21 protein-coding genes are annotated in these 22,515 nt (G+C 72.8%); 9 read left to right on the top strand and 12 right to left on the bottom strand.

The window, feature by feature from the left end; genetic code table 11:
* The first annotated feature begins 43 nt into the window (after window positions 1-43).
* Window positions 44-1,681 (top strand): chitinase, encoded by a 1,638-nt coding sequence (locus tag OG715_RS25525; RefSeq protein ID WP_266271264.1) that lies wholly within the window; start codon window positions 44-46, stop codon window positions 1,679-1,681.
* 160 nt (window positions 1,682-1,841) lie between these two features.
* Here the strand turns inward: OG715_RS25525 and OG715_RS25520 are convergent, their stop codons facing one another.
* Entirely contained in the window at window positions 1,842-2,561 is a 720-nt protein-coding gene (locus OG715_RS25520) for a prepilin peptidase (protein ID WP_266271263.1), read from the bottom strand.
* A 161-nt stretch (window positions 2,562-2,722) separates the two neighbouring features.
* Here OG715_RS25520 and OG715_RS25515 point away from each other — a divergent pair, with 161 nt between their 5' ends.
* Both OG715_RS25515 and OG715_RS25510 read left to right on the top strand, forming a co-directional pair.
* Window positions 2,723-3,508, top strand: coding sequence for a hypothetical protein (locus OG715_RS25515; RefSeq protein ID WP_266271262.1), 786 nt, complete (start codon window positions 2,723-2,725; stop codon window positions 3,506-3,508).
* Between the two features lie 111 nt (window positions 3,509-3,619).
* Window positions 3,620-4,834, top strand: coding sequence for a pyridoxal phosphate-dependent aminotransferase (locus OG715_RS25510; protein ID WP_266271261.1), 1,215 nt, complete (start codon window positions 3,620-3,622; stop codon window positions 4,832-4,834).
* Window positions 4,835-5,031: 197 nt separating this feature from the next.
* Here OG715_RS25510 and OG715_RS25505 read toward each other — a convergent pair whose 3' ends face one another.
* Window positions 5,032-6,858 (bottom strand): phosphoenolpyruvate carboxykinase (GTP), encoded by a 1,827-nt coding sequence (locus OG715_RS25505; RefSeq protein ID WP_266271260.1) that lies wholly within the window; start codon window positions 6,856-6,858, stop codon window positions 5,032-5,034.
* Between the two features lie 275 nt (window positions 6,859-7,133).
* On the opposite strand from OG715_RS25505, the gene trhA reads away from it, so the two are divergent.
* Entirely contained in the window at window positions 7,134-7,817 is a 684-nt protein-coding gene (gene trhA / locus OG715_RS25500) for a PAQR family membrane homeostasis protein TrhA (RefSeq protein WP_266271259.1), read from the top strand.
* Here trhA and OG715_RS25495 read toward each other — a convergent pair.
* Window positions 7,788-8,381: a hypothetical protein gene (locus OG715_RS25495; RefSeq protein ID WP_266271258.1), complete on the bottom strand. Its 594-nt coding sequence runs from the start codon at window positions 8,379-8,381 to the stop codon at window positions 7,788-7,790. The two genes, trhA and OG715_RS25495, sit on opposite strands and share 30 nt — an antisense overlap.
* Window positions 8,382-8,689: 308 nt before the next feature.
* Between OG715_RS25495 and OG715_RS25490 the strand changes: the two genes are divergently transcribed.
* A complete protein-coding gene (locus OG715_RS25490; protein WP_266271257.1) occupies window positions 8,690-10,306 on the top strand; it encodes an MFS transporter in 1,617 nt (538 codons plus the stop codon).
* Window positions 10,307-10,314: 8 nt separating this feature from the next.
* Window positions 10,315-10,971, top strand: coding sequence for a TetR/AcrR family transcriptional regulator (locus tag OG715_RS25485; protein WP_266271256.1), 657 nt, complete (start codon window positions 10,315-10,317; stop codon window positions 10,969-10,971).
* A gap of 64 nt (window positions 10,972-11,035) precedes the next feature.
* Here OG715_RS25485 and OG715_RS25480 read toward each other — a convergent pair whose 3' ends face one another.
* Window positions 11,036-11,908 (bottom strand): hypothetical protein, encoded by an 873-nt coding sequence (locus OG715_RS25480; protein WP_266271255.1) that lies wholly within the window; start codon window positions 11,906-11,908, stop codon window positions 11,036-11,038.
* An 8-nt stretch (window positions 11,909-11,916) separates the two neighbouring features.
* Window positions 11,917-12,579, bottom strand: a complete 663-nt coding sequence (locus OG715_RS25475; RefSeq protein ID WP_266271254.1) for a papain-like cysteine protease family protein — start codon at window positions 12,577-12,579, stop codon at window positions 11,917-11,919.
* 264 nt (window positions 12,580-12,843) lie between these two features.
* Here OG715_RS25475 and OG715_RS25470 point away from each other — a divergent pair, with 264 nt between their 5' ends.
* Window positions 12,844-13,776, top strand: coding sequence for a hypothetical protein (locus OG715_RS25470; protein ID WP_266271253.1), 933 nt, complete (start codon window positions 12,844-12,846; stop codon window positions 13,774-13,776).
* A 43-nt stretch (window positions 13,777-13,819) separates the two neighbouring features.
* Here OG715_RS25470 and OG715_RS25465 read toward each other — a convergent pair whose 3' ends face one another.
* The 5 genes from OG715_RS25465 to mca form a co-directional block, all read right to left on the bottom strand.
* The gene (locus OG715_RS25465; protein ID WP_266271252.1) at window positions 13,820-14,584 is read right to left on the bottom strand and encodes a sterol desaturase family protein; all 765 of its coding nucleotides are present in this window, start codon (window positions 14,582-14,584) and stop codon (window positions 13,820-13,822) included.
* Between the two features lie 136 nt (window positions 14,585-14,720).
* Window positions 14,721-15,593 (bottom strand): GNAT family N-acetyltransferase, encoded by an 873-nt coding sequence (locus tag OG715_RS25460; protein ID WP_266271251.1) that lies wholly within the window; start codon window positions 15,591-15,593, stop codon window positions 14,721-14,723.
* A 43-nt stretch (window positions 15,594-15,636) separates the two neighbouring features.
* On the bottom strand, window positions 15,637-17,703 hold the full coding sequence (locus OG715_RS25455; RefSeq protein WP_266271250.1) for a thioredoxin domain-containing protein: 2,067 nt from the start codon (window positions 17,701-17,703) through the stop codon (window positions 15,637-15,639).
* Between the two features lie 43 nt (window positions 17,704-17,746).
* Complete coding sequence (locus OG715_RS25450) at window positions 17,747-17,938, bottom strand: hypothetical protein (protein ID WP_266271249.1); 192 nt, start codon at window positions 17,936-17,938, stop codon at window positions 17,747-17,749.
* A 49-nt stretch (window positions 17,939-17,987) separates the two neighbouring features.
* On the bottom strand, window positions 17,988-18,893 hold the full coding sequence (gene mca, locus OG715_RS25445) for a mycothiol conjugate amidase Mca (protein ID WP_266271248.1): 906 nt from the start codon (window positions 18,891-18,893) through the stop codon (window positions 17,988-17,990).
* Window positions 18,894-19,133: 240 nt separating this feature from the next.
* Between mca and OG715_RS25440 the strand changes: the two genes are divergently transcribed.
* Together OG715_RS25440 and greA are read left to right on the top strand one after the other, a co-directional pair.
* On the top strand, window positions 19,134-19,544 hold the full coding sequence (locus OG715_RS25440) for a DUF4307 domain-containing protein (RefSeq protein WP_266271247.1): 411 nt from the start codon (window positions 19,134-19,136) through the stop codon (window positions 19,542-19,544).
* Window positions 19,545-19,881: 337 nt separating this feature from the next.
* A complete protein-coding gene (gene greA, locus OG715_RS25435) occupies window positions 19,882-20,382 on the top strand; it encodes a transcription elongation factor GreA (RefSeq protein ID WP_266271246.1) in 501 nt (166 codons plus the stop codon).
* Window positions 20,383-20,499: 117 nt separating this feature from the next.
* Here greA and OG715_RS25430 read toward each other — a convergent pair whose 3' ends face one another.
* Together OG715_RS25430 and OG715_RS25425 are read right to left on the bottom strand one after the other, a co-directional pair.
* On the bottom strand, window positions 20,500-21,357 hold the full coding sequence (locus OG715_RS25430) for an ABC transporter permease (protein WP_266271245.1): 858 nt from the start codon (window positions 21,355-21,357) through the stop codon (window positions 20,500-20,502).
* Between the two features lies 1 nt (window position 21,358).
* Complete coding sequence (locus OG715_RS25425; protein ID WP_266271244.1) at window positions 21,359-22,384, bottom strand: ATP-binding cassette domain-containing protein; 1,026 nt, start codon at window positions 22,382-22,384, stop codon at window positions 21,359-21,361.
* Window positions 22,385-22,515 lie beyond the last annotated feature (131 nt).

Here is a 22,515-nt window from a genome sequence, read left to right as displayed (position 1 = left end):
CCCCACCGCGGCGGCCGCTCCTCCCCCACAGGAGCGCACCTCCATGGCCCGTACGCTGAACCGGCCCGCGTCGCACAAGCGCCGCCGCGGCCCCGTCCCGGCCCTCGCGGCCGGCGCCACCGCCCTGGCCCTGGCCGGCACCGGCCTCGCCCTCTTCGCCGGGGGCGCCAACGCCGCCGCCGGGAACCTGGTCGCCAACGGCGGCTTCGACGGCTCGCTGGGCGGCTGGACCTGTACCGGCTCCGCGAGCGCGGTCACCACGCCGGTCCACTCCGGCTCGGGCGCGCTGCAGGCCACCCCGGGCGCGGCGGACACCGCCGAGTGCACGCAGACCATCAGCGTGCTGCCCAACACCAGCTACACCCTGAGCGCCTGGGTCCAGGGCCCCTACGTCTACCTCGGCGCCCGCGGCACCGGCGGCACCGATCCGAGCAGCTGGTCCAACCAGAACAGCTGGAACCAGCTCTCCAGCACCTTCACCACGGGCGCGAACGCCCGCAGCGTCACCGTCTACCTGCACGGCTGGTACGGCCAGAGCGCCTACCTCGCCGACGACGTGGTGCTGAGCGGCCCGGGCGGCACCCCGAGCCCGACCGCCACCCCGACGGTCACCCCCACGCCGACGCCCACGGCGACCGCCACCCCCACGGCGACCACGACCCCGACCGCGACCGCCACCCCCACGCCGACCGCCACCCCCACGCCGACCGCGACGGCCACGCCGACCCAGACCGCGACGCCGACCCCCACGGCGACCAGCACCGGCAACCCCACCACCGGCCTGCCCAAGCACGTCGTCACCGGCTACTGGCACAACTTCGACAACAAGGGCAACAACCTCCAGAAGCTGAGCGACGTCCAGAGCGCGTACGACATCATCGCGGTCTCCTTCGCCGACTCCGTCGCCAACCGCCCCGGCGCCATCACCTTCAAGCTGGACGCCGAGCTCTCGGCCGGTCTCGGCGGCTACACCGACGCCCAGTTCCGCGCCGATGTGAAGGCCAAGCAGGCGGCGGGCAAGAAGGTCATCATCTCCATCGGCGGCCAGAACGGCGCCATCTCGGTCAACGACGCGGCAGCCGCCCAGGCCTTCACCGACACCGCCTACGCCGTCATCAAGGACTACGGCTTCGACGGCATCGACATCGACCTGGAGAACGGGGTCAACCCGACCCAGATGGGCAACGCCCTGCACAGCCTCCAGTCCAAGGTCGGCCCCGGCTTCGTCCTGACGATGGCCCCGGAGACCATCGGGATGTACTCCACCGCGGGCGCCTACTTCCAGCTGGCGCTGAACACCAAGGACATCCTGACCGTCGTCAACACCCAGTTCTACAACTCGGGCGGCATGAACGGCTGCGACGGCAAGGTCTACACCCAGGGCACCATCGACTTCATCACCTCGCAGGTCTGCACCCAGATCCAGGGCGGCCTGCGGCCCGACCAGGTCGGCATCGGCGTCCCGGCCTCCAGCAAGGCGGCCGGCGGCGGCTACGTCGCGCCGAGCGTCGTCAACAACGCGCTGGACTGCCTGGCCACCGGCAAGAACTGCGGCAGCTTCGTCCCGCCGGCCAAGTGGCCGACCATCCGCGGCGCGATGACCTGGTCCACCAACTGGGACTCCGTCAACGGGAACTCCTTCTCCAACACGGTCGGCCCGTTCGTCCACCAGATGCCGTAACTCCCAGGACCGCACCCCCACGGCGCGCCTCCCCTTGAGGGTGGGGCCGGCGCGCCGCGCCGGGCCCGCCGTACCCGACCGGTACGGCGGGCCCGTCCGCGTTCCCAAGCGGATCCGGGCGGATCCGGGCGGATCCGGGCGGGCCCGGACCCGACTCGACTCAGCCCGAGTGCCCGAGCACCGCCACCAGCGTGCCGAGCAGCATGAACGGCCCCAGCGGCACCTCCCGGCCCCGCACCGGCCGGCGCCGCACCAGGGCCACCAGCAGGACGCCGACCGACCAGAGCCCGGCCAGCAGCACGGAGGCGGCCAGGCCGGCCAGCGCGGCGGACCAGCCGTACCGGCCGAGCAGCGCCCCGAGGCCGAGCGCCAGCACGGTGTCCCCCGGGCCCATACGCCCCAGCTGGACCGGGACTTCGAACAGCACCCCGGCGACGAGCGCCACCAGCAGGCAGCGCAGCAGCGTCCACGGGCTGCCGCCCACCAGCTCCAGCACCGTCAGCAGCATTGCGAGACCCGCCGCCAGCGTCCAGGTCAGCGGGTACGGCAACCGGTGCACCCGGGCGTCGGTGAAGCCGAGCACCACGCCGGGGCCGGCCAGCCAGAGCAGCAGCACCGCGTCCGCCGGGTGGGCCGCGGTGAGCGCGGCGGCGGCCGCGGCGGCGGTGACCGCCTCCACCCGCCACGGGCCCGGGCCGAGTCCGGTCCGGCAGCCCGGGCAGCCGCCGGTGGGCGGCAGGCCGCGCAGGGCGCGCCCGCAGGCCGGACAGGCCAGGCACCACGGCTGCTCCTCGGGCACGGCGTACCGCACCACCAGTCCGCGCAGGGCCGGTGCCACCAACAGCCCCGCCAGGACCGCCCCCAGCACGATCGCGATCACGGCTTGCCCCCTCCTCCTCCGGTGACGGTACGATCCGGCAGGTTCCGCTCCGGAACCGAACGGAACCGACCGGACACCGTCCGCGTCCGACACTGACGGCACCGCGGATCCTCGGACCCGCGGCGCCGCACCGACCACATCATCCACGGGGGAGACACACCTTGACGAAGCTTCGGAACACTCTGCGCGCGGCCGTTCCGGTGGCCGCGCTCGCGCTCGCACTGACCGCCTGCGGACCGGAGAACGACGACCCGGCCGTCACCGCCGCCCCGACCTCCGCCCCGGCGGGCGGCAGCACCGCCGCCGCCCCGACCGGCGCCGCGCCCACCTCGGCCCCGGTGGGCGGGATCACCGCGGCCCCGACGGCCGCCGCCCCGACCTCGGCCCCCGCAGCCGGTGCGGCGGGCGGTGCGGCCGGCGGCGGCAGCCCGACCGCCGGCGGCCTGCCCTCGGCCGCGACCAGCGGCAACCCGATCGGCGGGGCGAGCGGCGGCGGCAGCAAGATCACCTTCGAGAACCCGCTCGCGCCCACCGCCACCGGCAGTTACCTGGGCAAGACCAAGGCCGACGTCACCCCGGTCTCGGTGGTCAAGGGCACCGCGGCCGAGATCGCGTCGTACAACTGGAAGCCGGCCGACACCGCGGGGAAGACGCCGTACTACGTGACGGTCAACTTCACCAACCGGACCGGCGCCCCGCTGCAGGACGAGTACTTCATGATGCGGTTCAAGGTGCAGACCGAGCCCAAGGGCACCGGCATCCTGTCCGCCCCCACCATCCTGCGGTCGATCCCGCAGTGCGACTCCGGCAAGAAGCCGGGCACCCTGGCCGACGGCGAGACCCAGCAGCAGTGTGCCGTCTATCTCGTTCCGGACGGCACCCCGCCGCAGTTCCTCGTCTTCGGTAGCGTTCTGGACACCCAGCCGCTGATCTGGAAGGCGAGCTGAGGCCTCCGCCTCCCGATCGAAGGGGTAGCGGAACAGCAGCGTCCGGGCGGTCCGGCGGGTGTCCCACGACACGCGCCGGACCGCCCGTTCGTGCCCCTAAAGTAGGCAGGCATGCAGGTCATCCAGTCCAGCAAGCTCGCCAATGTCTGCTACGACATCCGCGGTCCGGTCCTCGACGAGGCGATGCGGCTGGAGGAACAGGGCCACCGCATCCTGAAGCTCAACACCGGCAATCCCGCACTGTTCGGCTTCGACGCACCGCCGGAGATCCTCCAGGACATCCTGCGCAACCTCTCCTCCGCGCACGGGTACGGCGACTCCAAGGGCCTGCTCTCCGCCCGCCGCGCCGTGGTGATGCAGTACGAGGAGCGCGGGCTGCACGGCCTGACGGTCGAGGACGTCTTCCTCGGCAACGGCGTCTCCGAACTGATCCAGCTGGCGATGACCGCGCTGCTGAACGACGGCGACGAGGTGCTCGTCCCCGCCCCGGACTACCCGCTGTGGACGGCCTCCGTCTCGCTGGCCGGCGGCACCGCCGTGCACTACCGCTGCGACGAGCAGTCCGACTGGTACCCGGACCTCGCCGACGTCGAGGCCAAGGTCACCGACCGGACCAGGGCGATGGTGGTGATCAACCCGAACAACCCCACCGGCGCGGTCTATCCGCGCGAGGTGCTGGAGGGTCTGGTCGCGATCGCCCGCCGGCACCAGCTGGTGATCTACGCGGACGAGATCTACGACAAGATCCTCTACGACGACGCCGAGCACGTCCCGCTGGCCACCCTGGCCCCCGACCTGTTCTGCGTCACCTTCAACGGCATGTCCAAGTCCTACCGGGTAGCGGGCTTCCGCTCGGGCTGGATGGTGCTCTCCGGTGACCGCACCCGGGCCCGCAGCTACATCGAGGGCCTGACCGTCCTGGCCTCGATGCGGCTGTGCGCCAACATGCCGGCCCAGCACGCGGTGGCCGCGGCGCTCGGCGGACGGCAGTCGATCAAGGACCTGGTGCTGCCCGGCGGGCGGCTGCTGGAGTCCCGGGACGCCGCGTACCGGCTGCTCAACGAGATCCCCGGGGTCAGCTGTGTGAAGCCGAGGGGCGCGCTGTACGCCTTCCCCCGGCTGGACCCGAAGGTGTTCAAGATCAAGGACGACGCCCGGATGGTGCTCGACCTGCTGCGGGCCGAGCGGATCCTGCTGGTCCAGGGCTCCGGCTTCAACTGGCCCGAGCCGGACCACTTCCGGCTGGTCACCCTGCCGCGCGCGGAGGAGATCACCGACGCGGTGACCCGGATCGGCGTCTTCCTCGGCGGCTACACCCAGCCGTAGGGGCGATCCCGGCCGCAGGCGCTCCCGGCCGCAGGGCGGTCGGGGTGCCCGGAAAAACGCTACGGCCGGAGTCCCGGGCGGGCGATCTCCTTGGTCGGGGAAAGATCGTCCGCCGGGTCTCCGGCCGTCCTGTCGCTGACCGGTGCGCGTTTCGTGCGGCACACCGGCCTCTCTACCGTCCCTGCTGAGGCTCAAGCTCAGCCGAGGCGGGCGACCAGGTCTCGGTACTCGTCCCACAGCTCGGTGGGCGTGTGCTCACCGAACAGCTCCAGGTGGGCCGGGACGAGCGCGGCCTCCTGGCGCCAGATGTCGGCGTCGACGGTGAAGAGCAGGTCGAGGTCCTCCTTCGACAGCTCCAGGCCGTCGAGGTCGAAGCCCTCGACGGTCGGCAGCACGCCGATCGGGGTCTCGACACCCTCGCCCTTGCCCTCCAGGCGCTCGACGATCCACTTGAGCACGCGGCTGTTCTCGCCGTAGCCCGGCCAGACGAACTGGCCGTCGGCGTTCTTGCGGAACCAGTTCACGTAGTAGATCTTCGGCAGCTTGGCGGCGTCGGCCGCGGCGCCGATCTTCAGCCAGTGGGCGAAGTAGTCACCCATGTTGTAGCCGCAGAACGGCAGCATCGCGAACGGGTCGCGACGCAGCTCGCCGACGGTGCCCTCGGCGGCGGCGGTCTTCTCGGAGGCGATGTTGGCGCCGAGGAAGACACCGTGCTGCCAGTCGCGGGACTCGGTCACCAGCGGGACGGCGGTGGCCCGGCGTCCGCCGAACAGGATCGCCGAGATCGGCACACCCGCCGGGTCCTCCCACTCGGGGGCGATGGTCGGGCACTGCGCGGCCGGGACGGCGAAGCGGGCGTTCGGGTGCGCCGCCGGGGTGCCGGACTCCGGCGTCCAGTCGTCGCCCCGCCAGTCGATCAGGTGGGCCGGCTTCTCGTCGGTGAGGCCCTCCCACCACACGTCGCCGTCGTCGGTCAGCGCGACGTTGGTGAAGACGGTGTTGCCCCAGAGGGTGTCGATCGCGTTGGCGTTGGTGTCGACACCGGTGCCCGGCGCGACGCCGAAGAAGCCGGCCTCGGGGTTGATGGCGTACAGGCGGCCGTCGGCGCCGAAGCGCATCCAGGCGATGTCGTCGCCGATCGTCTCGACCTTCCAGCCCGGGATGGTGGGCTGGAGCATCGCCAGGTTGGTCTTGCCGCAGGCCGACGGGAAGGCGGCGGCCGCGTACTTCACCTCGCCGGACGGCGGGGTGAGCTTGAGGATGAGCATGTGCTCGGCCAGCCAGCCCTCGTCACGGGCCATGGTCGAGGCGATGCGCAGCGCGTAGCACTTCTTGCCCAGCAGGGCGTTGCCGCCGTAGCCGGAACCGAAGGACCAGATCTCGCGGCTCTCCGGGAAGTGCGAGATGTACTTGGTGCTGCTGCACGGCCACGGCACGTCCGCCTGGCCCTCGGCCAGCGGGGCGCCGACGGTGTGCACGGCCTTGACGAAGTCGCCGTCCTCGCCGAGCTGGTCCAGCACCGCGCGGCCCATGCGGGTCATCACGCGCATCGACACCGCGACGTAGGCGGAGTCGGTGATCTCGACGCCGTACGCGGCCAGCGGGGAGCCGACCGGACCCATCGAGAACGGGACGACGTACATGGTGCGGCCCTTCATGGCGCCGCGGAACAGTCCCTGCTCGCCCTGGAAGATCTCCCGCATCTCCGCGGGGGCCTTCCAGTGGTTGGTCGGGCCGGCGTCCTTCTCCTGCTCGGAGCAGATGAAGGTGCGGTCCTCGACGCGCGCCACGTCCGTCGGGTCGGAGGCGGCGTAGTAGGAGTTGGGTCGCTTGTCCTCGTTGAGCTTCTTGAAAGTGCCCTGGGCGACGAGCAGGTCCGCGAGGCGCTGGTACTCCTCCTCGGAACCGTCGCACCATTCGACGCGGTCCGGCTGGGTGATCTCCGCGATCTCGCGCACCCACGCCAGCAGGCGCTGGTGGCGGGTCGGCGCGGCGCTGAGAGCAGCCGAGTTCTCGTTCGACACGATCGCTCCGTTTCACGCCATCCCGGCGGGGAGACGGCGTAGCGGGGGTTGAGGGTGCTTGCAGCGTAGCTCCGCACCTCGGGCCGGAACGCGGCAAGAAGGCAAAGTTGACGCATCTTTTACTACAGTAAGGATGATTACCAGCCAGTATCAGTGCACCCCGAGGGGTCTCGACCCCCCTCCGACCCCTTCGCCAATACTCCAAAACGTCCAAGTCGTGATGAGCGCCACTTCCTACGGCTGGGTAACCTACGGATCCGTAGGTAGCGGGTAGCATGCGGCTCATGACTTCAGAGCTCCTGGAGAGCGCGGAGCGTGTACTCGGCAAGCCGAAGTGGCGCGGCTGGCTGCACGCCGGAATGTTCCCCGCCACCGTGGCCGCCGGGATCGTGCTGATCTGCCTGGCCGAACCCGGGCCCGCGAGAGTCGCGTGCGCGATCTACTCGGCCAGCGCCTGGCTGCTCTTCGGGGTCAGCGCGGTCTACCACCGGTTCACCTGGGGCCCGCGCGGCGACGCGATCCTGCGCCGGCTGGACCACGCGAACATCTTCCTGATCATCGCCGGCACCTACACGCCGTTCACCATCCTGCTGCTGGACGGCGCCGCCCGGCAGGTGCTGCTCTGGGTGGCCTGGGGCGGTGCGCTGGCGGGGATCGCGTTCCGGGTCTTCTGGGTCGGCGCGCCGCGCTGGCTGTACACGCCGGTGTACATCGCGCTGGGCTGGGCCGCCGTGTTCTTCCTGCCGGACTTCCTGCACTCGGGCGGAGTCGCGGTGATCGTGCTGATGATCGTCGGCGGGGTGCTCTACAGCATCGGCGGCGTGGTGTACGGGCTCAAGCGGCCCGACCCCTCACCGCGCTGGTTCGGCTTCCACGAGGTGTTCCACGCCTTCACCCTCGGGGCCTTCGTCACCCAGTACGTCGGCGTCTCACTGGTGGCCTACAGCGCGGCCGGCTGAGCCCGGCGCCCCATGGCGGGCGGTCGGCCGGTCGTGCGACCGGACGGCCGCCCGTTCCGCTGTCCACTCCCGGACCGGGCGCTCGTGCGGCGCGTGCTCGTGCGACCCGCGCTCGTGGGTCCCGTGCTCGTGGGTCCCGTGCTCGTGGGTCCCGTGCTCGTGCGACGCGCGCTCGCGCGACCCCTCGCGCCGGCGCTCGCGCGACCGGTCGTGGTGGTCGTGGTGGTCCTGGCGGTCGTGCGCGTGCGCGGTCCGCGGCTGACGCCCGGCCTGCCGCGCGTCGATCGCCTCCTTGGCCCGGCGGCAGCGCTCGCAGTGCGCGGCGTCCACGGTGCCGCCCGCCGTCCGGTGGTCCTTCGGCGCCGCCCGGCGGTCCGGCCGGGGCGGCTGGCGGAGCAACTGCCAGCGCCGGCCCACGTACACCATCAACAGCAGCACCTCGACCCCGGCGACCACCAGCACCAGCGCGGCACCGTTGATCAGATAGGCCGCGACCACGGCCAGCGCCGACGCCACCACCACTGCGGCGCCCCAGATCTGGGCACCCGACTCCCGATCGGCCATTTCGGCTTCCCCTTCCTGCGCCGGGCTCGTGGTCGGCCCGTGCCGCCCCACCCCTTCTCCGCTCTCGGCACGCACCGGCCAGCACTGACCGACGGCCACATGGTATCTACCGACAGTCACCCGCAACCGCCCGAAAGCGGCGAACGACAGATCAACGTTGCGTCAATTCCCCGTGCGGAACGCGCACTTCCAGGACACATCACGGAGAGTAGCCGACTCGGAACCATGATCGGGCATTGACGGGTGCCATCTTTTGGGAGTTACTGTCATTTGACAGAGACTCCCTTCGCAGGCCCCCGGAGGTTCCCGTGTCCACCCCGCCCACCGATCAGGCGGCCCCACCCGGGCCGGACCCGCGGCGCTGGCTCGCCCTCGTCGCGGTCGCACTCAGCGTCCTGGTGATCAGCTTCGACATGACGGTCCTGAACGTGGCCCTGCCCACGCTCGCCTCGCAGCTCCAGGCCACCACCGGGCAGCAGCAGTGGATCGTCGACTCCTACACCGTGGTGTTCGCCGCCGTGATGCTCCCGGCCGGGCTGATCGGCGACCGCTTCGGCCGCCGCTTCACCCTCACCCTCGGCCTCGCCCTGTTCGGCCTCGCCTCCGCCGTCGGCATGCTGGCCGACAGCCCGGGCACACTGATCGCCGCCAGGGCCGCGATGGGCCTGGCGGGCGCGCTCGTCATGCCGATGTCGATGGCGGTGATCCCCGGCCTCTTCCCCGCCGCCGAGCAGCGCCGGGCCATGGCGATCCTGGCCGCCTCGCTGGCCGTCGGCACCCCGCTCGGTCCACTGATCGGCGGCTTCCTGCTCCAGCACTTCTGGTGGGGCGCGATCTTCGCGATCAACCTGCCGCTGGTCGTGATCGGCATCACCGCCTGCACCCTGCTGCTGCCGGAGACCCGCAACCCGGCCGCGCCCCGGATCGACCTGCCCGCCACCCTGCTCGGCGCGGGCGGACTGGCCGCGCTCACCTACGGCATCATCGAGAGCCCCGAGCGCGGCTGGGGCGACCCGCTGGTGCTCGGCACGGTCGGCGGCGCGCTGGTCGCGCTCACCGCGCTGGTGCTGCGCAGCCGACGGCAGCGGGACCCGATGCTCGACCTGAACCTGCTCGCCGACGGCGGCTTCCGCTGGTCGACGGTGGCCGCGACGCTGGTGTCACTGGTGCTGTTCGGCGCCTTCTTCGTCCTCCCGCTGTACTTCCAGAGCGTCCTCGGCGCCGACGCCTTCGGTACCGGCCTGCGGCTGATGCCGATGATGCTCGGCCTGATGGTGGCCGCCCGGCTCAGCGACCGGCTCGTCGCCAGGACCGGCCCCCGGGCCGTGATCGTCCTCGGGCTGGCCCTGCTGGCCGGCGCACTGCTCATCGGCAGCCGCACCGAGGTCTCGGACGGCTACGCCCTCGCCGCGGTCTGGCTCACCCTGCTCGGGGTCGGCATGGGCCTGTCCCTGATCACCGCGCAGGCCACCGCCCTGCTCACCCTGCCGCCCGCCCGGGCCGGTGTCGGCTCGGGGCTGCTGCAGACCTTCCGCCAGGTCGGCGGTGCGATCGGGGTGGCCGTCTTCGGCAGCCTGCTGGCCGATTCCTACCGGGGGGCGCTGGACACCGGTGGGCTCGCGGCGGACGCTGCCGAGCGGGCCGGACGTTCGGTGGTCGCCGCCGACGCGGTCGCCGCCGCGACCGGTGACCCCGCCCTGGCCGCCTCGGCGCACGGCGCCTATGTGCACGGGATGACGGTCGTGCTGCTGGTCTCGGGGGTGATCGCGGTGCTGTCGGCGGTGCTCGTCGCGCTGCGGATGCCAGCCGCCGAACCGGCCGGGGCCGCTGTCGGGGCCGCCGGGACCGGCGCAGGACCGGCCGCGACCGCCGGGGAACCGGGAGAGCCCGGGCAGGCCGTCGTGCCCGCGACCGATCACGGATAATCGAAGACATGAGCGCACCGCAGTCGGCAACGGCACCTCCGGCCGGACCGGGCAACCCGATCCAGGCAATGCTGGAGGCGCCGCTGTCGCTGCGCGAACGGAAGAAGCTGAAGACCCGCCAGACCATCCGGCGCGAGGCCTACCGGCTGATCGCCGAACAGGGCTACGAGAACACCACGGTCGACCAGATCGCGGCCGCCGCCGAGGTCTCCCCGTCCACCTTCTTCCGGTACTTCGCCACCAAGGAGGACCTCGTCCTCACCGACGAGTACGACCCCGCGATGATCGACGCCCTGCTCTCCCGTCCCGAGGGCGAACCGTTCCTGCGGTCCTGCCGGGAGGCCCTCATCGGGCTGCTGCGGCAACTGCTGGAGCACGAGCGCGAGGAACTGCTCGTCCGGCTGCGGCTGACCAAGGACGTGCCCGCGCTGCGCGCCCGGATGATCGACAGCGGCAACGAGTCCCAGCAGCTCTACCTCACCGCGCTGACCCGGCGGGCCGGGGTGCGGGAGCCCACCTACGCGATGCGGATCATGGCCGCCGCGATCGGCGGCGCCACCACCGAGACCGTGCTGCAGTGGGCCGAGGGCGGCGGCACCGAGGACATCGTCGAACTCGTCCACCGCACCTTCGCGATCCTGGAGGACGGGTTCAGCGAGGCGTGACGCACGGCAGGACCGGCGGCGGGGCTCCACGCCCCGCCGCCGGTCCGCCGTCCGGGCCGATCCGCTACCCGCGCGGATCCGCCGAGCGCACCGCCACCCGACGCCGGAGCGCCAGGCCCGCGCCCGCGAGCGCGGTGGCGCCCAGGGCCGCGGCCGCCGTCACGGCCGGCAGCGCGCTGCCGCCGTTGACCGGAGAAGCGGCGGCCTGCGGGGCGCCGGGCTCGTAGCCGCCGCCCTTGCCCGCCCGGTCGTACGCCGAGCCGGGCAACTTGTCGCCGTACCGCTGCCGGACCAGCCCCTGGTACGCGGCCAGGCTCACCCCGGCCTCGCCCACCGAGCGGCGCGCCTCGTCGTCCAGCGGCAGCACCCGGCCGTCCCGCAGCACGTACCAGGCGTTGATCTGCGGCTCGCGGAACGCCGTACCGCCACCGCCGGCCGCCGCCCGCGCCGCGTAGTCGCTCTCGTCGCCGCCGGTGGCGATGTTGACGACCCGCCAGCCGCCGTTCTGCTTGACCGTCCAGACCGAGGCGATCTGGCCGTCCGCCGCGACCACCTTGCTCGCGGTGAACTCGGCCCGGGCCACCGGGGCGCCCGGGGAGCCGGACACGAAACCCGCGTCCAGCAGGTAGACCGGCACGGTGTCACCGGCCAGCCTGGGCGCGGCGGCGGCCGCACCCGAAGCCTCCTCGGCCGCCCCGACCGTCAGTTGCCCGGTCGACGGGGCGCCCTTGCGGGCGAAGAACCGGCCCACCTGGTCCAGCACCGCCGGACTCTGCACCGCGCCGCGGGCCTGGGCCAGCTCCGCCGCGGGCACCGGCTCGGGCACCCCGCCGGGTCCGGCCGCGGAGGCGGCCGGGGCGAGGGCCAGGCCGAGGCCGGCGGCCAGCAGGACGACCGTCGCGCCGCGGACGGCCGCGGCATCACGCATGCTGCTCATGTCGCCCCTCACGCGCCGATCCGGTACAGGGAGTGGGTCCAGGAGAACGTGCCGTTCGACACGTAGTAGTTGTAGTCCGCCCAGTTGTAACGGGTGTTGGACGGCCACGGGTCGCCCCAGTAGACCCAGTTGTTGGAGGTGTCGAACCCGTAGACCACGTGCATGTGGCCGCCGCCGGAACTCCACTGGATCCGGGTCTCGATCGGCCGGTTGGCGTTCACCTCGGTCTGCACCGTGGTGTAGCGCAGATAGCCGGTGACGTAGGAGCCGGGGTTGATGCCGACCCAGCTCAGACCGTTCTGCACATCGCCCAGCGTGGCCTGGCTGTTGGGGCAGCTGGAGTTGGTCGAACGGCCGAACGCGGCGTTGCAGAACTGGTTCTGGCTGTAGGTGTAGCCGTACCAGGTGGCGATGGTGTTGCCGCTCGCCGCCCAGCACCAGTTGGTCTGCTGTTGCTGCTGCATGGTGATGTTGAGCTTCTTGAAGGTGCCGGCCAGATCGGCCGTGGCACCTGCGGCGGCGGGCTGTACCCGCTGGGCCTGGACCGAGGCGGACGAGGCCGTGGGGGTGGCCTGGGCCGGGGTGACGGCCGCGACGCTGAGCGCCGGGCCGAGGACGCCGAGTGCGAGCACCGAGACGGTGCGCCGCAGGCGTGTCCGTGCGACTGACATGGGGGAATTCCTCCTTGCGACAGGCAGAGGAGTCGAGAGGTGTGGGGGTGCGGTCCGGATCGCGTCACCGAGCATCGCGCTGTTGACATGGCCGGTCAACGGCCCTCGGCACCCCTTCCACCGGGTGTGAACGCACCCCGCCCCGTTGTGAACGCCGGCCCGGGAACCCCTGCCAGTCACGCCACGACCGGTGACAAACCCCCCTCCACATGTGAATATTCACGACCGACCGGGCCCGCCCCGTCCGCCACCCGAGGAGGCCGCATGCAGCGGACCGACCACCCCGACCTCGCCACCGCGCTGCGGACCGGCCCGTTCCACCTCGCCCTGCGCACCGCCATCGCCGTCCGGGGCCTCGCCCTGCACCGGGTCCGCGACCACCTCGCGCTGCGCGGCGTCCACATCGGGGTCACCAGCCTCAGCTACTGGCAGCAGGGCCACCGCCGCCCCGAGCGGCCCGAGTCGCTGCGCGCCGTGAGGGAGTTGGAGCGGGTCCTGGACCTCCCCGCGCACTCCCTCACCAGACTTCTGGGCCCCCGGCGCGGCGCACCCGCCGAGCCGGCCGGCCCGCCCGTCCGCCCCTACCGCGACCTCATCAGCCCGGCCACCGCCGTCGACGACCTGCTCACCGAGCTGTCCAGCCCGCGCGACACCGGCCTGCACACCATCACCCACATCGAGCGGATCCGGATCGGCGCGGACCGCCAGCTGCGGCGCCGCGACTCCCAGCACGCCCTGCGCGCCCACCGCGACGGGATCGACCGCTACCTCGCCATCCACCAGGGCGACCCCGGCAGCGACATCACCCGGGTCGGGGTCCGCGCGGAGGAGAACTGCCGCCCCGGCCGCATCCGCCGCGACCAGGCCCACGACCTGCTGGTCGCCGAACTCCTGCTGGACCGGCGGCTGCGCGCGGGCGACACCCATCTGCTCGGCTACGGCTTCGACGACGCCCCGTCCCCCACTCCCAGCTGCGAGTACGTCCGGGGCTTCAACTCGGGCGCCGGGCAGTACGTGCTCCAGGTCACCTTCCACCCGGAGGCGCTCCCCGTCCGCTGCCACCGCTTCGCCCGGCACTCCCCCGCCGAACGGGCCTACGAGACCGAGGAGCTGACCCTCGACGGCCACCACTGCGTCCACCTGGTCGCGACCGCCCTGCGGCCCTGCCTCCTGGGCATCGGCTGGGACTGGGAGTAGCGGGACCGCCCCGGCTCCCGGCTCCCGGCACCGGCACCGGCGGCTACAGGTCGTACCGGCCGGGGTCCGCCGCCAGCCGGCGGGCGTCGTAGCGCGGGTCCACGGTGCCGAACAGCCGGTCCCAGACCGTGGTGTAGAAACCGAGGTTGGCCGAGGGGTCCCGGTGGTGGCCGACGTGGAACATCGGCAGCGCCACCCAGCGGAACACCGCCAGCCGCCGGACCCGGACCGGGAACGGCTCCACCCCGAGGTGTCCGAGCAGGCCGAAGACCAGATTGACGCCGATGTAGCCGGCCAGCGCCGCGGCGGACATCCCCGGCCAGAGGCAGAGCACCGCGATCCAGGCCCCGCCGAACCCCAGCACCTCCAGCGGGTGCAGCACGAACAGGGTGGCCGGGCGCGGGTCCGGGTAGGCGTGGTGCAGCTCGTGCGCCAGCCGGTAGAGCCGGCGGCGGTGGGCCAGCCAGTGGCCGCCGTACATCAGCGCGTCCATCACCAGCGAGAACAGCAGCAGGTCGGCCGCCGCCCTCGGCCCGGTGTCCGCGGTGAGCCGGATCCACCCCGCCCGCCAGAGCAGCCAACCGGCCACTCCCAGGGCCGAGTTGAGCAGCACGGCGACGACCGTCAGCAGCCGTTCCCGGCGGTCCGGCGGCGCGGGGGCCGGGGTCAGCCGCCGGTCGCCGAAGCGGCGGACCAGCCAGCCCCCGGCCAGCAGGGCCACCACGAACAGCGCGAGGTTGCCGGCCAGCGCTCCGACCGCCACCTCCAGCACCCCGAGCCGGGCCGCCCGTGCGAGTACCGCGTCCACCCTCGTGCCCCCTCCGGCCGCCCGCCCTGCTCCACCGGTCCGACGCCCGCCCGGTGCCGGTGGTTCCCGGCCCCCGGCACCCGCCCGGCCGCCGGCCGTCGGCCATCGGCCATCGGCCATCGGCCATCGGCGGGCCTCAGCCGCCGAAGGCCAGCTCCACGCAGTCCTCCACCGGCCGGTAGCCGATCTGCTGGTAGATCGAGTTGCTGGTCGGGTTGGCGAGATCGGTGTAGAGCAGCACCTCCCCCGCGCCCCGGTCGAGGGCGGCGACCGAGGCGGCCGCCGTGACGCCGCTGGCGTAGCCCCGGCCCCGGGCGTCGGCCGGGGTGTAGACCGGGCCGATCCGCGACATCCCGGCGATCACCGCGCTGGCCCCCGCCACGGCGACCGGCCGCCCGCCGTCCTCCCACAGGTGCAGTTGGCCGGCGGCGGTCCGGTCGTCCACCACCGTCGCGACGTCGGGGATCCGGATGTCCACCGCCTCGGCGAACTCGGTGAACCAGCGGATCAGCAGCTCACGGTCGGCCGCTCCGGCGAGCCTGGACCGGCCGGACGGCGGGCGCGGCGGATCGGCCAACTCACCGAGCCGGTAGAGCCGTTCGTTCGTCCTGACGGTGCTCGTGGTGCCGGTGGCCGCGGCCCAGGCGGCCCCGAAGGCCAGCGTCGCCGCCGCGCCCCCGGCCGCTCCGGTGAGCGCCGCGCCCCCGGCCGGCCCGGCGGCCGACCGAGTGGCCAGCTCAGTGGCCAGCTCGGCCGCGGCCGACTCCGGCATCAGCCCCAGCCGCAGGGCGAACGGCGGCGTCCGCAGGAACGCGCCCGCGACCGGGCCGTCCGGCTCGGCACGCCACCAGCCGAACACCGGCACGCCGTCGCCGTAGTAGTGCGGGCCGCGCGCCGCCAACCGGTCGGTGATCGTGAGCAGCACGGTGTTCGCGGCCGGATGCGCGGCGAGGAACCCGCCGGCCCGGGCGCGGAAGTCGTCGAGGGAACTGCTGATGGTCCAGGGCATGGCCCATGCTCCCCCGGCTCCGTGACCTCCGACCACCGCTTTTCTACTGCTCGGGCACGTCCTGGAGCACGCCCAGCCGGGTGGCGAGGACCGCCGGGTCGGTGGTCGGGGCGTCGCAGGTGAAGTGGCGGCAGACGTACGCGGCGGGCGCGCCGTCGACCAGCGGCCGGCCGGTCAGCAGCGGGACGTCGTCGCTGCCCGCGCCGGGCTCGCCGAACGCGACCACCGCGCCGGGCGCGGTGCCCAGCAGCGCCGTCCGGTGCAGCGCGACCGTCGCCGGGTCGCCCGCCGGGCCGATCACCGCGACCTCGCGCGGCCCGTCGGCCAGCGCCTCGGCCGCGGCCAGGCCCCAGCCGACGAACCGGGGTGCGCGCGGGGCCAGCGCCCCGACGATGCCGAGCGCCCGCTCGGCGGCGGTCCGGTGGCGGTCCGAGCCGGTGTAGGCGGCGTAGCCGAGCAGCGCGTTCGCGGCGGCGGTCCAGCCGGACGGGGTGGCGTTGTCGGTCGGGTCCTGCGGGCGTCGGATCAGTTCCTCGGCGTCGTCGGCGGTGTCGTAGAGGGCGCCGGTCGCCTCGTCGGCGAAGTGCTTGAGCACGGTGTCGAGCAGCCCGCCGGCCAGTTGGAGCCACTCCGCCTCGCCGGTGACAGCGTACAGCGCGAGGAAGCCCTCGGCGGTGTCGGCGTAGTCCTCCAGCACGCCCGCGTTGGCGCCGGGGCGGCCGTCGCGGGAGGTGCGCAGCAGTCGGCCGTCGGAGGTGAGGTGGACGGCGAGCAGCAGGTCGGCGGCGCGTTCGGCGGCGGCGACGAGGTCGGGGCGGTCCAGCAGGGCGCCGGTCTCGGCGAGGGCGGCGATCGCGAGGCCGTTCCAGGCGGCGACCACCTTGTCGTCCCGGGCGGGCGCCGGGCGCTCCGCGCGGGCCGCCAGCAGGCGCGCCCTGATCGCCTCGTACTCGGCGGGGTCCTCGGGGTCGGCGAGCAGCTGGAGGACGGAGGTGCCGTGCTCGAAGGTGCCGGCGGCGGTGACGGAGAACAGCCGGGCGGCGGTGGCCGCGTCGGCCGGGCCGAGCAGGTCGACCAACTGGCCCGGTTCCCAGACGTAGTAGGCGCCCTCGCTGCTGGCCCCGGTCTCCTCGTCGAGGCTGTCGGCGTCCAGCGCGGAGGCGAACGCGCCCTCGGGGGTGCGGAGTTCGCGCAGCAGGAAGTCCGCCGTGGAGAGCACCGTCCGGCGGGCCAGCGGGGAGCCGGTCGCCCGCCACAGGTGCAGGTACGCGCGGAGCAGCAGCGCGTTGTCGTAGAGCATCTTCTCGAAGTGCGGTACCACCCAGCGGGCGTCCACCGCGTACCGGGAGAAGCCGCCGCCGAGCTGGTCGTGGATGCCGCCGCGGGCCATCGCCTCGCCGGTGCGGACGGCCATCTCCAGCGCCGCCCCGGAACCGGTCCTGGCGTGGTGGCGCAGCAGGTACTCGATCACCATCGCCGGCGGGAACTTCGGCGCCCCGCCGAAGCCGCCGTGCCGCTCGTCGAAGTCACGGCTGAGCCCGACCAGCGCCTCGTGCAGCTCGGCCTCGCCGGGCGGCGTGTGCACCCCGCTGCCGACCGCGTAGACGGAGGCCCGCTCGGCCAGGTCCGCCCGGATCCGCCCGGCGACCTCGCCGACCTCCTCCCGCCGGTCCCGCCAGGCCGCGTGCACGCCCTCCAGCACCTGCCGGAACGAGGGCATGCCGTGCCGGGGCTCGGGCGGGAAGTAGGTGCCGAAGTAGAACGGCTCCTTGCCGGGGGTCAGGAACACGGTCATCGGCCAGCCCCCCTGCCCGGTCGCCGCCTGGACCGCCTCCATGTAGACGGCGTCGACGTCCGGCCGCTCCTCCCGGTCGACCTTGACGGCGACGAACCGCTCGTTGAGGTACGCCGCCGTGCCGTCGTCCTCGAAGGACTCGTGGGCCATCACATGGCACCAGTGGCAGGCGGCGTAGCCGACGCTCAGCAGTACCGGCACCCCGCGCCGCTCCGCCTCGGCGAAGGCCTCCGGCCCCCACGGCCACCAGTCGACCGGGTTGTCGGCGTGCTGCTGCAGGTACGGCGACGTGGCGTCGGCGAGGCGGTTCGGCATGCCCCCCATCCTTGCGCATCGGCGCCCGGGAGGGGGCGGGACCTCACTCCTTAGGGCCCTCCGGCTCCTCGGCGAAGTCGACCTTCTTGAACTGGCGGTTCATCGACTTGGCCAGGAACCAGGTGGCCACGCCGAGGGCGGCGAAGACGACGAAGCCCAGCAGGCCGGGGGTGACCTTGGCGTCGTCGACGGCGAGCTCGGCGGCGAGGTGGGTGAGGTTCACGGGGGCACTCATATCTCTATGGTGGCCCGGCTCACGGGGAGCCGGGCCGTCGGGGGGTGCTTCAGTCCCGCGTGTCGGCCGACTCGGCCGTCAGGCTGGGGGTACGCAGACCGGCGAACAGGTCGTCCTCCGGCAGGTCCACGTCGACCAGGGTACGGGCGAGCTCGTAGTCCTCGGTGGGCCACACCTCGCGCTGGACCTCCAGCGGGACGCGGAACCACGGGCCGTCCGGGTCGATCTGGGTGGCGTGCGCGATGAGCGCGCGGTCCCGGGTCTCGAACCAGTCGTCGCAGCGGACCCGGGTGGTGATCTCGCGCTCCGTGCGGCCGCTCTTCTCCCAGCCGGCGATCCACTCGCCGTAGGGGGACTCGTGGCCGTTCTCGCTGAGGTACTTGTGCAGGGCGCGGATCCGGCCCATCGGGAAGCCGTGGTTGTAGTAGAGCTTCAGCGGCTGCCAGGGCTCGCCGGCCTCGGGGTAGGCGTCGGGGTCCCCGGCGGCGTCGAAGGCCACCATGGTGATCTTGTGGGTCATGATGTGGTCGGGGTGCGGGTAGCCGCCGTTCTCGTCGTAGGTCGTGATGACCTGCGGCTTGAACTCCCGGATCAGGCGGACCAGCGGTTCGGCCGCCTCCTTGACGTCCTGGAGGCCGAAGCAGCCCTCGGGCAGCGGGGGCAGCGGGTCGCCCTCGGGCAGGCCCGAGTCCACGAAGCCCAGCCAGGCCTGCTTGACCCCGAGGATCGCGCGGGCCTCGTCCATCTCCTTGCGCCGCACCTCGTGGATGTTCTCCTCGATCTCCGGCTTGCCCTGCAGCTTCGGGTTGAGGACCGAACCGCGTTCCCCCCCGGTGCAGGTGGCCACCAGCACGTCCACCCCCTGGTCGACGTACATGGCCATGGTCGCCGCGCCCTTGCTGGACTCGTCGTCCGGGTGTGCGTGCACCGCCATCAGTCGCAACTGCTCAGTCAACGCGTGCGTTCCTTCCACAAATGTCCGGGCGTCCCGCGCTATCCGGTCCGCCCACCGTCCCAGCCGCTCTCGGGGCCGCGTCACCGCGGGACCGGCCGCGGCGTACGGCGCCGACACGGCCGAGCCCCGCCCCCGCCGGACCGGCCGCGGGCGTGCCCCTCCTATAGTGACGGACTGGAGGAGCCCCGCATTCCCCCGCACCACCCGCGCGGCCTCCTCCTCACGAGAGGACTGAGCCCCATGAGTGCTGGCACCCGGACCCCGCTGCTCCCCGAGGGGCGCTACGGGCGGCGCGGCGACCGCGAGACCGACCGCCGGCTCAAGGTGGTCGGCGCGGTCTGCGGGGTGCTGGCGCTGGGCCTGATCGCCTGGCTGGGCAGCTCGTACCTGATCCGGGAGACCCGGATCAACGGCACCGTGCCGACCTTCCAGGCGGTCTCGGACGGCGAGCTCCAGCTGCACCTGGCGGTGCGCAAGACCGAGGGCACGGCCGGCAGCTGCACCGTCCGCTCGCAGGGCGAGGACGGCGCGGTGGTGGGGGTCGCCGACTTCCCCGTCCCTGCGGCGGGCACCGGCTACGACGCGGTGGTCAGTCTGCGGACCACCGCCCGCGGCACCACCGCCGAGCTGCTGGGCTGCACACCCGCGTAGACCGGGGAAGGACGACCCGCCCGGGAATCCGGTGGACCCGCCCGGGAATCCGGTGGCGGCCGGCCCGGTGGTCGGCGCATATTCGTCCGGACGGGCGGGCATCCGTAGGGGAGTCCCGCCCACCGGTCCTGTACACCCCGGCGCAACGCCGCCGTCAATGACGCGCCAACGACCCTCCCGATTGTCGGCAGGAGTTGTTAGGCTCGTGGTTTCGCCCCTTCCGCACCAGCTGGTACGGGAGCGGGCGTTGCTTTGTAGTTAAGACCGTTATCAGCATCCACCTACGCGCTGACGACTCACACCCTCAGCACAGCCCCAGCACCTACGAGGAGCACCCGTGACCCAGACCAGCGAGAACGTGACCTGGCTCACTCAGTCCGGCTACGACCAGCTCAAGGCCGAGCTGGATCACCTGACCGGCCCGTGGCGGATCGAGATCGCGCAGAAGATCGAGGCCGCGCGTGAGGAGGGTGACCTCAAGGAGAACGCCGGCTACCACGCGGCCAAGGAGGAGCAGGGCAAGTACGAGCTGCGGATCCGCCAGCTCACCCAGCTGCTGGAGCGCGCCAAGGTCGGCGAGGCCCCGGCCGACTCGGGCGTGGTGGCGCCGGGCATGGTCGTCACGGTCGCCTTCGACGGCGACGTGGACGACACCATGAAGTTCCTGCTGGGTTCGCGCGAGGTGGCCGGCGACGACGACCTGGAGATCTACTCGCCGCAGTCCCCGCTGGGCCGCGCCATCGACGCCAAGACGATCGGCGACGAGGCGACCTACGAGCTGCCGAACGGCAAGCGGGCCATGGTCAAGATCATCGAGGTCAAGCCCTACGCCGGCTGATCCTCCCCCGCCGGTCCGGCGGATGCGCCAAGGGCGGCCGTGGCAGGTGCCACGGCCGCCCTTCGCACGTCCGGACCGGGCCCGGCCCTCACGCACCCGGCCCGGACCGCGCCCCGGTCAGCCCGCCGCCCTGCGGTACTTGCGCACCGAGAGCCAGGAGAACACCGCGATGATCACCAGCGACCACAGCACCGACATCAGCTCCGCGTGCTGCATCGGCCAGACGTCGTCCACCGGCCCGACCTGGTTGCCGAAGAGGTTGCGGCAGGCCTGCACGGTGGCGCTGAACGGGTTCCAGTAGGCGATCCCCTGCAGCCAGCCCGGCATCGAACTGACCGGCACGAAGGCGTTGGAGATGAAGGTCAGCGGGAACAGCCAGATCAGCCCGGCCGAGGTGGCCGCCTCCGGACTGCGCACCGAGAGGCCGATCAGCGCCCCGATCCAGGAGAAGGCGTAGCCGAGCAGGAGCAGCAGCCCGAACGCGCCCAGCGCGGACCAGAACCCGTGGTGGATCCGCCAGCCGACCAGCAGCGCGACCACCGCGAGCACCACCAGGGTGAAGGCGGTCTGGCAGAGGTCCGCCAGGGTGCGGCCGACCAGGACCGACGAGCGGGTCATCGGCAGTGAGCGGAACCGGTCCACCAGCCCCTTGGACATGTCCTCGGCGATGCCGGCCGAGGCCCCGGCCACCGCGAAGGTGACGGTCTGGGCGAAGATGCCCGCCATCAGGAACTGGATGTACGTCGAGGAGCTGGACTCCGTCCCGGGGATCTGGATCGCGCCGCCCATGACGTACGAGAACAGCAGCACGAACATCACCGGCTGCATGAGCCCGAACACCACGATCTCGGGGATCCGGGTCATCCGGCGCAGGTTCCGCTTGGCGACCACCCAGGAGTCGTGCAGCATCGCGGCCACGCCCCGGCGCTGCTTGGGCACCGCCCCGCCGATGGCGTGCTCGGTGGCACTGGTCATCTCACCGCTCCTTCCCCGCCGGGACGGCCCGCTCGTCCGTCCCGGAGCCGTCGGCGCGGCCCTTGCCGCCGCCCTCCTCCTGGTCGGCCTCGGTGTGGTGGCCGGTGAGCGAGAGGAAGACGTCGTCCAGGGTCGGCCGGCGCAGGCCGATGTCGTCGATCTCGATCGAGCGGGCGTCCAGCTCGCGGATCACGTCCGCGAGCACCCTGGCGCCGCCGCTGACCGGGACGGTGATCCGGCGGGTGTTCTTCTCCAGCGCCGGTTCGCCCAGTGCGTAGCCGGACAGCGCGGCCACCGCCTCGCCGACCAGGTCGGCACGGTGCACCACGACCTCGATCCGCTCGCCGCCGATCTGCGCCTTGAGCTGGTCGGCGGTGCCTCGGGCGATCACCCGGCCGTGGTCGACCACGGCGATGTCGTGGGCGAGACGGTCGGCCTCCTCCAGGTACTGGGTGGTGAGCAGCAGCGTGGTGCCCTGCTCGACGAGGGTCTCGATGACCTCCCACAGGGCGAGCCGGTTGCGGGGGTCGAGACCGGTGGTGGGCTCGTCCAGGAACATCACCGGCGGCCGGACCACCAGGGCGGCGGCCAGGTCGAGGCGCCGGCGCATGCCGCCGGAGTAGGTCTTGGCGATGCGGTCCTTGGCCTCGGTGAGGTTGAACCACTCCAGCAGTTCCAGCGCCCTGGCCTTCGCCGCCCGGACCGGCATCTGGTAGAGCTCGCCCACCATCTGGAGGTTCTCGAAGCCGGTGAGGTACTCGTCGACCGCGGCGTACTGGCCGGAGAGGCCGATCAGGCTGCGGACCCGGTTCGGGTGCTTGAGGACGTCGACGCCGGCCACCGTGGCGCGGCCGGAGTCGGGCTGGAGCAGGGTGGTGAGGACGCGCACGGTGGTGGTCTTGCCGGCGCCGTTCGGGCCGAGCAGCCCGAGCACCGTGCCCTCGGGGACGTCGAGGCTGACGCCGTCCAGGGCTCGTACATCGCCGAAGGTCTTCACCAGGTTCTCGGCTTGGATGGCTGGCGCCATGGGCCTGTCTCATCTCCTCGGGGAGGGACGGAAGGGCGGGGACGACTGCGCGGGACAACATGTGGCCTGTCCCACTGTGCCCCCATTCCCGGTGGGCCAGCGAGTCCGGAGCCCCCGGGCCCCTGCGCGGA

This window comes from Kitasatospora purpeofusca, from assembly GCF_036010405.1.
GTDB classification, from domain to species: Bacteria; Actinomycetota; Actinomycetes; order Streptomycetales; family Streptomycetaceae; genus Kitasatospora; species Kitasatospora purpeofusca.
The sequence above is the reverse complement of the archived record's forward strand: the minus strand, read 5'-3'. Positions and strand labels throughout refer to the sequence as shown.